The 13,081-nt window shown below is 54.5% G+C and carries 12 protein-coding genes; 7 read left to right on the top strand and 5 right to left on the bottom strand.

All coding sequences use genetic code 11. The features are described 5' to 3' along the window. Nucleotides 1-4: 4 nt before the first annotated feature. Nucleotides 5-1,225 carry a DUF362 domain-containing protein gene (locus WC903_02925; protein MFA5892899.1) on the bottom strand — a complete coding sequence of 407 codons (1,221 nt, stop codon included), beginning with the start codon at nt 1,223-1,225 and terminating at the stop codon, nt 5-7. 306 nt (nt 1,226-1,531) lie between these two features. Here WC903_02925 and WC903_02920 point away from each other — a divergent pair, with 306 nt between their 5' ends. Continuing rightward, nucleotides 1,532-1,885, top strand: a complete 354-nt coding sequence (locus WC903_02920) for a four helix bundle protein (protein ID MFA5892898.1) — start codon at nt 1,532-1,534, stop codon at nt 1,883-1,885. Between the two features lie 115 nt (nt 1,886-2,000). On the opposite strand, the gene thrC is transcribed toward WC903_02920, so the two are convergent. Continuing rightward, a complete protein-coding gene (gene thrC, locus WC903_02915) occupies nt 2,001-3,050 on the bottom strand; it encodes a threonine synthase (GenBank protein MFA5892897.1) in 1,050 nt (349 codons plus the stop codon). Further along, on the bottom strand, nt 3,050-3,538 hold the full coding sequence (locus WC903_02910) for an LEA type 2 family protein (protein MFA5892896.1): 489 nt from the start codon (nt 3,536-3,538) through the stop codon (nt 3,050-3,052). The genes thrC and WC903_02910 overlap by 1 nt, the downstream gene beginning before the upstream one ends. A gap of 107 nt (nt 3,539-3,645) precedes the next feature. On the opposite strand from WC903_02910, the gene WC903_02905 reads away from it, so the two are divergent. From WC903_02905 to WC903_02880, 6 genes are read left to right on the top strand one after another with little or no spacing between them, the layout of a single operon-like run. Continuing rightward, entirely contained in the window at nt 3,646-4,515 is an 870-nt protein-coding gene (locus WC903_02905; GenBank protein MFA5892895.1) for a class I SAM-dependent methyltransferase, read from the top strand. Between the two features lie 50 nt (nt 4,516-4,565). Then, a complete protein-coding gene (gene aspS, locus WC903_02900; protein MFA5892894.1) occupies nt 4,566-6,350 on the top strand; it encodes an aspartate--tRNA ligase in 1,785 nt (594 codons plus the stop codon). Nucleotides 6,351-6,373: 23 nt separating this feature from the next. Next, nucleotides 6,374-7,477: a tail fiber domain-containing protein gene (locus WC903_02895; GenBank protein ID MFA5892893.1), complete on the top strand. Its 1,104-nt coding sequence runs from the start codon at nt 6,374-6,376 to the stop codon at nt 7,475-7,477. Nucleotides 7,478-7,495: 18 nt separating this feature from the next. Continuing rightward, the gene (locus tag WC903_02890) at nt 7,496-8,338 is read left to right on the top strand and encodes a hypothetical protein (protein MFA5892892.1); all 843 of its coding nucleotides are present in this window, start codon (nt 7,496-7,498) and stop codon (nt 8,336-8,338) included. Nucleotides 8,339-8,393: 55 nt separating this feature from the next. After that, a complete protein-coding gene (locus WC903_02885) occupies nt 8,394-9,707 on the top strand; it encodes an S-layer homology domain-containing protein (protein MFA5892891.1) in 1,314 nt (437 codons plus the stop codon). A 12-nt stretch (nt 9,708-9,719) separates the two neighbouring features. After that, entirely contained in the window at nt 9,720-10,997 is a 1,278-nt protein-coding gene (locus WC903_02880; protein ID MFA5892890.1) for an adenylosuccinate synthase, read from the top strand. Here the strand turns inward: WC903_02880 and WC903_02875 are convergent. Then, on the bottom strand, nt 10,987-12,810 hold the full coding sequence (locus WC903_02875; protein ID MFA5892889.1) for a hypothetical protein: 1,824 nt from the start codon (nt 12,808-12,810) through the stop codon (nt 10,987-10,989). The genes WC903_02880 and WC903_02875 overlap by 11 nt on opposite strands. Before the next feature lie 18 nt (nt 12,811-12,828). Beyond that, nucleotides 12,829-13,081 (bottom strand): hypothetical protein (locus tag WC903_02870; GenBank protein MFA5892888.1); only part of this gene is annotated, 253 nt, incomplete at its 5' end.

The raw sequence follows: 13,081 nt of genomic DNA, 5'->3' as shown, positions 1-13,081 counted from the left end.
CTCCTTAACCTAGTTTAAGCAATCGGACCAGCCAGGAGCGCTGGAGCTCGATCGCCTTATATTGGCAGAGCTCGTGACAGCAGAAACAACTGATGCAGTTCTTTTGATCGATCCAAACGACTAACTCACCCCCTCCGACTCCCCCTCTCTTATTAAGAGAGGGGGAGGGACCAGTTTGCTTGGGCAGGGGGTGAGTTTTCTTGATCGTCTTGGCCGGGCAGTTGTTGACGCAGACCAGGCATTTCGTGCATTTGCTCTGGTCGATGACCGGATAGATCTTGATCTGCTCGAGGAGCGGGGAGAGCAATTTGATCAGCCAGTCCGGCAGTTCGCCGATCAGACCGAGATTGCTGAATGATTTTCGCCAGTCGGCCTGTCTTAGGGCGGCGAGTTCAGGCCCGATGATCTCGATCTTTTTCAGGTCGATCTCGCCGAGCCCGCGCTGATGAGCGTCCAGTGTGGTCAGTATCCGTGACGGCTCGTAGCCGATCAAATAAGAGCCGATCGCGTCCATAGCTACTCCGTCGGTCGAGGCGATAAGCAGTCCCATTTTTCTCGGGTCGCCGCTGTTCGGGCCGGGCCCCTCCATGCCGACGATTGCGTCCATTATGTTCAGAGCCGGCTTGGTGATCTGATAAATGTCGACAATAGCCGCGGCAAAATCGCGGGCGCGGGGGCAGGCGGTATGGTAGCTCGTCTTGTGAAAACCCGGGACAGAGCCGAACATGTTCTTGATCGCGCCGGTATAGAGGGTCAAGCCGTGGGTCTTAAGCTTGGGTAAGTTGATTATTACGTCAGCGTCGAGGACCGCTTTGGCGATCCGGATGCTGGGCATTTTAAGACTATGGCTCGGACTGGGAAGTTCAACCACTCCCTCATGCTGGAAATAGACCAGTTGTCCGCCATTACTTTCGGCCGCTACCTTGAAGCCGGTCTTTTCCATCGTTAAGTGGACATTGGAGTGGGCGTTCCCCGGGCTGTCGCCGACCAGAGCGATCCCGCCCGCCTTTACCACCGCTTTGACCACCGCTCCAATCACTGCGGGGTGGGTAGTCACCGCGTGCTCGGGGGTTTCTCCCAGCAAGGCGTTCGGCTTGATCAAAACTTTCTGGCCGGGCCGCACAAACTTAGCCATCCCGCCGAGCGGCTCCAGCAATTGCTGCAGGGCCGCATCAACTTCCGGTTGGTTATACGTCGCGCAACGGGTGAGGGAAACTTTTGGCATGGGGTAATAATAACACAGGGAAACGGAAACGTGGAGCACGGAGAATTGAGCACAGAGCACGGAACACGGGGAAAATACCCTGTGTTCCAAAAAAGCTAGTCATTTGGGGGGACCAATCCCCCATTGCTGGTTGATCCGCGCGACAGAGCGTCAAATATAAAACATTGTACGCATTACTCGTTACGCTTTACGCGTTACGAGCCGCCCCGGCTGACGAAATCTCGCCACTTTTGAGTAAATCCACGAGTAGTTTGCTTGGCAATGGGATTGCTGTTGGGGTGGGAGTAGGGAGGTGACAACGACAAAATGTTCATTTTTGAGAATCTTGAGGCTTACAAAAGAGGTTTGGAGCTTACGACCGGAGTTTATAAATTAAGAAGGTATATTGTTGATAGGATAATTCGCGACCAACTGTTCCGAGCGGTGCTTTCAATCCCCCTTAATATCGCGGAGGGGCAGGGGCGGTTCCACGCTAGAGAAAAGAGGCAATTTTATAATATTGCAAAAGGGTCGCTTTACGAGTGTTTGCCGCTAATTAAACTTTGCTTGGAGATACAATACATTACCAAGCAGCAATATGAAGAATTGTATGAAAAGATGAATGGGGTTGGCAGGGTACTAAGTGGGTTGATCAAGTCGGTCAAAGAAGAGGGAATTTAGAGCGCGGAAATAGGAGCACGGAGCTTGGAAAATGGAACACGGAGCACAGGGTCCCTGTGTTCTATGTTCCGTGTTCTGTGCTCCATTCTCCAAAAAATCGAGTTCTTAGGGGTAATTAGTAGCCTAAACGTTTAGCAATCGCCTCAGCCTTGCACTCCACAAACTCCGGCTTCTCCCCGAACATGATCGCGTTGTCCGGGTCTTTGAGCCCGTGGCCGGTCAGGACGCAAACGACAGTTGAGCCGTCGGGTATTTTGCCGGATTTGGCCAGCTTGATCACGCCGGCGACCCCGGCCGCCGAGGCCGGCTCGCAGAATACCCCCTCCTGCCGGGCGATCAGCTGATAAGCGGCGACGATCTCGCTGTCGGTCACGATCGAGATCGAGCCGCCCGATTCGACCGCGGCCGCTTCAGCACTTTTCCAACTGGCGGGATTGCCGATCCGGATGGCGGTGGCGATCGTCTCCGGGTGTTCGACCGGATGGCCGAGGACGATCGGGGCCGCCCCTTCGGCCTGGAAACCGATCATCTTGGGGATGGACGAGATCTTCTTGGCGGTGAAGTATTCCTTATAGCCCTTCCAGTAAGCGGTGATATTGCCGGCGTTGCCGACCGGGATGGCGTGGAAGTCGGGGACGGCATCCAGCTGATCGCAAACCTCGAAGGCGCCGGTCTTTTGCCCCTCGATCCGGAACGGATTGATCGAATTGACGATCTCGACCGGGTAAGTCTCGCCGAGCTCGCGGACCAGTTTGAGCGCCTGGTCAAAATTGCCGTCAACCTCGAAAACTTTTGCCCCATGCATGATCGCCTGCGAAAGCTTGCCGAGGGCTATTTTCCCTTTAGGGATGATGACGATGCAGTCCATCCCGGCCCGGGCGGCGTAGGCGGCGGCGGAAGCGGAGGTGTTGCCGGTCGACGCGCAGATGACCGCCTTGCAGTTCGCCTCTTTTGCCTTGCTGATGGCGAGCGTCATGCCGCGGTCCTTGAACGAGCCGGTCGGGTTCATCCCTTCATATTTGAGATAGACCTGGAGCCGGGTCAGGGCCGAGATCTTTTCGGCATAGATCAGCGGGGTGTTCCCCTCGCCAAAAGTGACGATCGGGGTCGCCTCCGTGACCGGCAAATATTCGCGGTATTCTTCGATGATTCCCTTCCAGTGCATTAGAACTTGATCTCCTTGGGCAATTCTTTGGGCAGGGGGATCGTGCCGGAGGCCTTGATCGGGGTGGCGACCGTTGCTCCTAGCAGGCCGGCGTTGACCGTTCCGTCTATCCGGTAGCTGATCGTTTTCGCCCCGGAAGTGATCGTATTGAGGATCGCCGTAGCCGTGCCAAAGAGCTTGTCGTAGCTGACATAGACCGGAATGGCGACCAGCTTCTGGTCGGAGGCCGGCAGGCTAAAGCCGGTCCGGTTCTCGTTCAGGAATTCAATGTCATTGAGGTAGATCTTATAGGCGTAATTGGTCACGTCCATCGAGATCGGATTGGGGTTCTTGACCAGCAGATTGAAATTTACCTCGACTCCTTGGAGGGTCACTTGGCTCAAGGCGTAATTTTGCAAGGTGACCTCCGGTGGGGAGGGTTGGATACAACCGGCCAGAGTGAAGACCAGCAGGGAGAGAGCAGGAAGGAGCCACAATTTGTTGTTCATGGGGAAAACTATAGCAAAACGACAGGGCCAAATCAATGGAGTATATATTCGGTGCCCGCTTACATAACCTGAAATTTGCCTCAAAATAAGCCGATAATCAATAGTCAATGAGCAATATGACCTCGGTTGAAAGAACAAAATATCGGTTCGGTAATCCTAGTGTGCCAAACTGGCAGCCGCCCAAAAGGCGGCCGACCGAGGTTACTATGTGTGACCATCTCGCGACGCCTTCATTCGAAGAATTAAAGCTAAAACATTTCGTTGCTTCCGACGTTATGAAAATGGCCGGTATGGGGGATAAAGAAGAGAGAACCTTGGCCTGTTTCTGGATGCCGACCCGAACTTCAATAAACCGAATTGCCGCTGTTGCGGAAAAGGCCCATAACGGAGATGGCTTACCGTTAGTTTTGGACATCGGCACCGGGAACGGGTTTTTGCCGTTTTTGCTGGCCAGCACCGGCCGGGTCCGGGTGGCGGGAATTGATCCTAACCCGGTCCTCCTGACTGGGTCCCGGTTTTCGCAGCCCAATCTCGAGCTGGCCTGCGCCGACGCGGCTTGGGCGGTCAAGAAATACCAGGGATACGCGTCTTTAGTCATTCAGTCCTGGCCTCCCCTGGGAATTGATCTGTTTCGCTTTGCCAGGGATGTGGCGGCGGGGGCTATCATGACCATTTTTGATCCAAATTGTTACGGCAGTAGAGCGAATAAATACCATTCTTTGAAAGGCTATAACCAACGGGCGTTTTGGGAAGGTCCCAGTTCAGGAAATCTCAATTTGGCCATTTTGAGAAGAGGCTTCTCCTTTGACGGGAACAGGTTCACCGTATTTTTAAAGAATGGGGAGGGCCCGATCGGCCTTAATAATGATAACGCGGGGGAAGAAAAAGAGTACCCCTGGATAGTTGAGGCGCGGGAGCAGTTCGGAGCGGGTTTTACTAAAAATATTGGTAACGCGGAAAAGGTCCGCCAGCCTTGAAAAATAGAATCAATTTACGGCTTCTTTTTAATCTGCTATAATTGTCTTGAATGAAACGCACCCATCAGTGCGGCGAGATCCGCGCTAAACACGAAAATAGTACCGTCGAGGCCGTCGGCTGGGTCCATCGCCGGCGGGACCATGGCGGCCTGATCTTTATCGACCTGCGCGACCGCTCCGGCCTGGTCCAGGTCGTCTTTTCCAGCTCTGATGCCGCCCTGCACGCCAAAGCTTCACAGTTGCGCAGCGAGTATGTCATCGCGGTCAAGGGCCAGGTAGTTAAACGGTCACCCGAAACGGCCAATAAAGAGTTGCCGAGCGGCGAGATCGAGATCGCGGCGGCGGCTTTGGACATTCTGAACACGGCCAAAACCCCGCCTTTTGAGATCGCCGACGCGCGGACCGAACCGGACGAGACTGTCCGCCTGAAATACCGCTACATCGACCTGCGCAAAGAACGGATGCGGGAAAACCTCGTTTTCCGGCATAAGATCATTAAGGCGATGTCCGACCACCTGGACCGGGAAGGCTTTCTCGAGATTGAAACCCCGTTCCTCGGCAAATCGACGCCGGAAGGGGCGCGTGATTACTTGGTCCCCAGCCGGGTCTCGCCCGGCAAATTTTACGCCTTGCCCCAGTCCCCCCAACTTTTCAAGCAAATTCTAATGGTGGCCGGGATGGAAAAGTATTTCCAGGTCGCCCGCTGTTTCCGCGACGAGGACCTGCGGGCCGACCGCCAACCGGAGTTCACCCAGCTTGATATCGAAATGTCGTTCGTGGAAGAGAATGACATTATCGCCATGATCGAAGGGTTGCTGAAAAGTTCGCTGGACGCTTTAGAAAAAGACATTGATCTCTATCGGGGGAAGAATATCCCCAAGATCAACTTGCCGTTCGCCCGGCTAACCTGGGAAGAGGCGCTGGGGCGCTACGGCACTGATAAACCGGATACGCGCTTCGGCCTGGAACTGGTTGATGTTTCCGATCTCGTTAAGAACGTCGAGTTCAAGGTTTTTCGCGAAGCGCCGCTGGTCAAGGGGATCAACATCAAAGGCGGGGAGAAGCTGTCCCGCTCGGAACTTGATGCCCTGGAAGCGTCGGCCAAAGCTTTGGGGGCCAAGGGGATGGCCTGGGTCGCGCTGACCGCGGCCGGCCTAAAGTCGCCGATCGTCAAGTTCTTCAAGCCGGAAGAGATCAACGCGATCGTCGACCGGCTCAAAGGGGAGACGGGCGATGTCTTGATCTTTATGGCTGATAAACCGAAAGTGGTCCACCAAGTCCTCGGCGAATTGCGCCTGATCCTGGGGAAGAAACTGGACCTGATCGATGCCAATAGCTACCATTTCCTCTGGGTGACCGATTTTCCGCTTTTTGAATACAGCGCAACGGAAAACCGCTGGGTTTCCAACCATCACCCTTTCACCGCGCCGCACGGTAACTGGGACGACCTGGAAGCGCGTTTCCTGAAAGAGCCGGGGACGGTCAAGGCGCAGGCTTACGACCTGATCCTCAACGGGACCGAGATCGGCGGCGGCTCGATCAGGATCCATCGGCCGGATATCCAGGCCCAGGTCTTCAAACTTCTCCGGATCAGCGACGAGGAAACTCAACGCCGCTTTGGCTTTTTCCTGGAAGCGCTGGAATACGGGGCCCCGCCGCACGGCGGGATAGCTTTGGGGTTAGACCGGCTGGTCATGCTACTCGCGGGAGTTGATTCGATCCGCGACGTGATCGCCTTCCCGAAGACCCAATCGGCTTCGTGCCCCCTGACCGGCGCTCCCGACGAAGTTAATCCTTTACAATTAAAAGAGATTCATATAAAATTAGCTCAATAATTTAGGAACAGGGAGGAAAAAATATGGCCAGTAGATTGTTAAGTGGTTTGGTGGTTGGGGTATTGATCTCGGGGGCGGTTTTCGCGGCCGACACGGAAGTTATTTTAGGCGATACGGTGGGCGCGACCGCCTTGTCCATCAAAGACTCTTCATCAGTCGAGGTCCTGCGGATAAATTCAAGCGGAGAAGTTAAAGGGAACGGACCGGCTGTAGTGGCCGGAGGGACCAGTTACTATCCCCAGTTTAGATGGGACCCGGTCACAGCCAGCTTGAGAGCGACTTTATATCCAAACGCGGTGGATACCGCGACGCCCGGACTTGTTTCTTTTGCGCAGGGTTTGAGCGCAGCCGCCTCGGGAGCAAGCGCGGTCGCTCTGGGCAATGCCAGTATTTCCAGCGCCGATAATTCTGTTACGATCGGCCGGCAGAATACCGCCAGCGCAATTGATGCGATCGCCATCGGCAAAAGCAACACCTCCAGCGGCAATGCTTCTTATGCTTTGGGCCAAAGTTTGAGTGCGACCGCCGCCAATTCAATGGTACTTGGCTTTGGAGTCTCGTCTTCAAATAAACTGACCAATAACACGCCCAATTCCGTGATGATCGGTAATAACTCCGCTACGCCGATGTTATACGTCGGCCAAACCAAGGTTGGTGTCAATACCTGGGAGACAACCGGTTATAGTTTGGATGCCAAACTGCAGATCAGCAATAACGATGGCTCAACAACACTGCTTCAACTGGACAATATTGCCAACGATGTCGGAACGCGCTCGCGTTTTACGATCTTAGAAAGTGTTTCCGGCGCAAATTTGTCCAGCGCCGGTGTTTGGACCGATGCTTCCGATCGCGCGCGAAAAAAGAATATCAAAGACATTAAATACGGCCTGGCCGATCTGATGAAGTTGCGGCCCGTCAGCTATAACTGGAAACAGGACGGCAAAGAGGACATCGGCTTTATCGCGCAGGACGTCAGAAAAGTCATTCCGGAAGTGGTTCACGGGGATGAAGGGAAGCTGACCCTGTCCTACGGTCAGCTCACCGCCCTGCTGGCCAAGGCGGTGCAGGAACAGCAGAAACAAATTAATGAGTTGAAAGGGGAGATCGCAAAACTTAAGGCCAAGTAATCGAGTAATTTTAGTAAAATGATCAACAAAATATTTTTCGCGTTATTTGTAGTCGTCATTAGTTCGGGGATCGTCCTGGCCGCCGCCCTTAAGATCCCGGCCGGACACGTTCTTAAACTCGGCGGCTCCACGCTGGCTGTCCCCGGCGATTGGTCTAACTCGGGGACGTTCACGGCCGGCACCGGCACGATCAAATTGAACGTCCCGGCCGGCTCGGTCCAGACGATCTTCGGCGACAATACTTTTTATAATCTGGAAAGCGCGGCTGCCGGCGGCCAGATCAACTTTGAGGCGGGCAAGACCCAGACGGTCGGCAATAACCTGACGTTCAACGGCGCGGCCGGCAATTTGATCACTTTGAGAAGCACGACCGCCGGCACGCAATGGCAGATCGATCCCCGGGTCGGGCGCAACGTTACCTATGTCGACGCCAAGGACTTGAATAATATCAACGCGACCGTCCTTCAGATACTCAATTCAACCGACAGCGGCAACAATACCAACGTGCAATTTGACACCGCTACCACGACCACTACCACCACCTCGACCACGACCACGACCGTGCCGGTCGAGCAGCCGAGCGTTAGCGTTGTTCCCGGCCCCGAGGGCGCTACGCTCAACGCCAACTTCAATTCGCCGGTTGCCGGCATAGCGATCCTGGTTGTGCACCGGGCCGATGGGGTGGAAGTCGTTGAAAAACAAATTGACGTCACGGAAGGGATGAACGCCCTGAGCGAATTGCTCAAAGACCGGACGACGACCAACAATAAGCCGCTGGCCGGGGGCAATTACACCGTGACGATCGTTTATCCTGCGGTCGGCAAAAAAGTGACATTTAACGTTGCAATCCCAAAACTGTAAATTTATAGCGCTGGTTTTTTTCTTTTTTCTTTTATTCCCCGCTTCGGGCCGGGCCGTGCCTCTTTTGGAGAATGAGACCGGCGTGCGGCCCATTGCGCTGGGCAATGCTTACATGGGCTTAGCGGATGACGGTTCGGGCATTTTTACCAATCCCGCCGGTCTAGCCGCGCTCAATAAAATGAATTTGACCAGTTATTACTACACGGCTCCCGGCGACATTAGTTTTGCCGCGGTCGGCGGGGTTTGGCCTGGTGTGCTGGGCGGGACCGTCGGCATTGGTTATCGCAATCGCTCCCAGGCCAACGTTTTGGTCTCCACCGAAACGGTGACGGCCGCCGATCAGGATTTTATTTTCACTTATTTAAAGTGCCTGCGCCCGAATATTTCGGTCAGCGGTGATCTGCGCTATGTCGTGACCGGCTACTCAAAAGACGTTGCCGGCTATGAGTCCCTGTACGGCGGGGGGCTAGCGCTGGGCGCCGGCTTAAAATATCAGCCCCGGCCGGGGTTGGGCTTGGGCCTCGATGTTAAGAATTTTACCGGCCAGATCAGTTACAAGAACGGCGCGACCGATAATCTCCCCCTGCGGATCGCGGTCGGCGCCTCGCTCAAAGTTTTGGGGGAAAACGGGCTCAGGCAGTATCAAAAACATTCTCTTCTGATGAATTTTGACTTGAGCAAAAACTCGGATTTTCAGCAATACCTGCTTCACCTGGGGCTGGAGTGGGAGCCGGTCGAGATACTGGCCGTACGGTTCGGCATTAACCAGACGCCCAACGGCATCAGCCAGACCTATAACGACCTGACTTTTGGCGTCGGTCTTAAATATGCCGGCGTGACCTTTGATTACGCCCAGTACCGCCGCTCGGACCCGACCCAGGCCGTTACCCAATATTTTTCGCTCGGTTACGTCGGCGTGAAGGAGAAAAAGCCGGCGTCGCCGGAAGCGGCGGCCGTGGCGATTGTCACGCCGGAAGCCGCGTCTTTGTCCGAAAGGGCCGGCCTCGCCAAGGTGAAATTGGTCAAGTTCAAGGATGTGCCCAAAAACCACTGGGCCAGAGCAGAGATCGAACAGCTGGCGACGGCGGGGCTTTTGCGCGGCTATCCGAACAGGACTTTCCAGCCCAACAAAAAAGTGACGCGCCGCGAGTTCGAGACCATGGTTTCGTCGGCCAGGCAACTGCCGCCAACGCTCGTGCCCGAACCGGATAAACTGGTGTCGAGGCGAGAAGCTTTCAGGAGGCTCGACTTGACCGGCCAGCTCGACCGGCCGAACGACCCGCTGACCCGGGCCGAAGCCGCCATTTTCTTTTCGAAAACCTCATTCGGCGAAGCGGCGATCAAACGCCTGCCGCCGCTCGAACCATGATATAATTATTATATGACCGTTACAGTAATAGTCGGCACGCAATGGGGCGACGAAGGTAAGGGTAAGATCACCGATCTTCTGGCCAAGGATATGGACATGGTGGTCCGCTACCAAGGCGGCAACAATGCCGGCCACACCGTTGTTATTAAAGACAAGACCTTCAAACTGCATTTGATCCCCTCGGGCATCTTTTATCCCAGCGTCGTTTGTGTGATCGGCAACGGTGTGGTGCTCGACCTGGCCGGACTGTTGGGCGAGATCAAGTCGCTGCGTGAAGCGGGTTTCCCGGTCAACAACCTCAAGGTCTCTTCCCAGGCGCACGTGATCTTTCCTTATCACCGCGATCTCGACGCCGCGCAGGAGCAGCAGCACGAGGCCGGCCGCATCGGCACCACCAACCGCGGCATCGGTCCCTGTTATGTCGATAAGTTCAATCGCCGGGGCATCCGCGTGGGCGATTTTTTTCACCCTGATATCTTTACGCAAAAACTTGACTGGAACTTAAAAGAAAAGTCGTTCCTGCTGAACAATTTTTATAAGTTCAACGTCAATTACGATCTTGAGGCGATTAAAAAAGAATATCTGGGCTTTTTTGAACTGCTGAAAGCTTACGTGGTCGAGGAGTCGTCCAGCCTCGTAAATTCCGCGATCTCCGGCAACAAACGCATCTTGATGGAAGGGGCCCAGGGGACGATGCTTGATGTCGATCACGGCACTTATCCTTACGTCACCTCGTCCAATCCGATCGCCGGCGGCGCTTGCATCGGGGCCGGTTTCGGCCCGCAGGAGATCGATGAGGTGATCGGCGTGGTCAAGGCCTACGTCACGCGCGTTGGGGGCGGACCGTTCCCGACCGAGATTGTCGGCGGCATCGGCGACCAGCTGCGCGAGCGGGGCGGGGAATACGGGACGACCACCGGCCGGCCGCGGCGCTGCGGCTGGTTTGACGGAGTGGTTATGCGTCACGCTTCCAAGGTCAACGGCTTGACCCAGCTGGCCATTACCAAGCTCGATGTGCTAGATTCTTTTGAGACGATCAAGGTCTGCGTCGCCTACGAGCGCAAGGGTAAAGTCGTCAAAGATTTTCCGACCGATATCGTCCGGTTGGGGACCTGCCAGCCGGTCTATGAGGAACTGCCGGGCTGGAAAGAGGACCTGACGAAATTGACCGATTACCGGCAGTTGCCCGCCAACGCGAAAAAGTATCTTGATAAACTGGCCGAGCTGTCCGAAGCGAAGGTCTCTTTGATCTCAGTGGGTGCGGAGCGGGGCCAGATCATCAAGGTTTAGCCGGCTGGTCCGCGTTTTTGTTTACTGCTTCATCGTCTTTTATTTTTTCCACCAACTGAACGAAAGATTTAACTTGAAGCGCGAACTGATATTGTTCGGGCGCCGTGGTCATGGCCGTGTGTTCCCGTTCAACTTCGGCGAGATAACTTTTCCAGTAGCTCATTTCCTCGTCAATCGTCTTTAACGCTTCCGTGTTGTCTTTGGTCGCCAGGCCGGCGATCGTTAAAGTGGCAAAAAATCTGACCACCTGATTTTCTTTTTTTGCCGGCATTAATTCCGGCGGGCAGTGGGCTGGAATGGCGCCGAGGGCCGCCCGGCTCTGCTTCAACTTGGCCAATACATCGGGGATATAAGCCGGTTCCTGAAGATCTTTGAAACTTTCCAGCAGCAGCAGCGTTTCTTTGGCCGATGAGGCGGGGTCGGCCAGCTTATTGGTCAGGAAACCGGACAGGCGCATGGCCATGCGAGCGGCGGCCGCGTCTTTCCGGCCGGCCAGCGACTGGGACAGCGCCAGGGCGGCGTAAAATCGGGCGTCCTCCGTAGTGGTCTTATATTTTTCGTCAGCCAGTACTTTGTAAAAAACATTCTCAAATTCAGCGGGGTGATTTCTTAAACCGGCGAGCGCCTCGACCTCGGCGGCGCAGTAACCGGTCGTTTTGATCGTGCGCTCCAGATATTCAATAATGCTCCGCTCTTTTGTTTCGGCCAGAAAGTCAAGCGCGACCGATCTCAATTCCCGCTGGTTCAATAATCCTTTGAACGCCTCGACGACCGCCTGGTGGGTTTCTGGCGCAAGAAAACCGGCAGCGATCTGCTCTTTAAAAAAAGGCGAGATGAGCGAAAGGGTGTCAGGGTAAGGAAATCTCTTTAACTGTTCGAGGAGCAGCGGTATATCGGACTGGGCAACCACCCGCTTGAAGGCCGCGGCGATCGTTGGTTTATCGATAGGATGCTTGGGATGATAGAGCAAGGTCAGGAGGAGCGGGATGAGTTTTTGGCCGTCATGTTTTTCGGCCAGAGCGCCGATCAAAAGACCGATATTCTCTTTTATTTCCGGTTTCATTCCGGCGGCCGTGGTCGGCACGCTTATCTGGGTATAACTGCATTTAGACACGACCGCCCAGTTGGGCAAGCCCGGCCCGAACGGAGGATTATTCGGATTGATCGGCGCCATCATTCCCCCGAACGGCGAACAACCTCTCTCCGCAATGCCCAGCGCCATCTGTCGTTCGGTGACATTAGGATAGATGAGGCGGTCATCCGGCTCATCAAATATTTTTAGATCTTCCTGGAGATAATTATCGCGGTAGACGCCCGGTTCACCCAATTTAAGCAGGGCCACGGCGCTTATTCGCGAGGGAGTTTGCGAAAACTGCGCCTGGAGCGCGGGGATTGCCGAAGCGTTGCCGATCTCGGCCACGGCCAGGGCGAATAGCCAGCCGATGTTCGGATCGCTCAAACCTTTATTTAAAAGAGGGCCGGCTTCTTTTATTTTAAATTTAACAAACAGATCGATAAAACTGCCGATAACATGAGCGAGGACTTCTTTTTTGTTTTGGTTTTTCTCCTGGTTGTAACGGTCAAATTCATTTTTATAGGCCCGCAGGACCAGCTCGATCTTTTCGGGATATTTGAGTATGGGCCGGGCTTGACATAATCGCTTTAACTGCTGGACGGCTTCGAACCGGTCATCCGGATCGGCGGCCTGCAGCTTGGCCCAGAGCTCATTTTCATTGGGAATGTTTGCGGCGGTCCGGGGAGCGGGATTCGCTCTGCTAGTATTGATGTTAGAACTCGCTTCCGGTCCAGCCATTTGGTTCTCCTATGTTAATTATCGAACTCTTGACGTATATTTATCGTCAAAAAACAGCTTAAATTTCATTAAAAAGCGGGGGGATCTGGGATATATAGGTAGATCGTGTGCAGGACCGGAGCGCTGATTAAACCCTGCAGCTATTCTTCCGACAAAGTGTTGTAAAATTTCATCCGGATGGAAATCATCACAGGGTAATTCCTCTGGCGTCAGGTCCAGCAGCTGTAGCTCCTGGGCAGTAATATGCTTCGGATCGATCTTGCACCAGTAA

The sequence above is a fragment of the Candidatus Margulisiibacteriota bacterium genome (assembly GCA_041658645.1).
Classification (GTDB): Bacteria; Margulisbacteria; WOR-1; order O2-12-FULL-45-9; family XYB2-FULL-48-7; genus JBAZZV01.
Note: the sequence above shows the minus strand (reverse complement) of the source record. Positions and strands in the feature narration are given on the sequence as shown.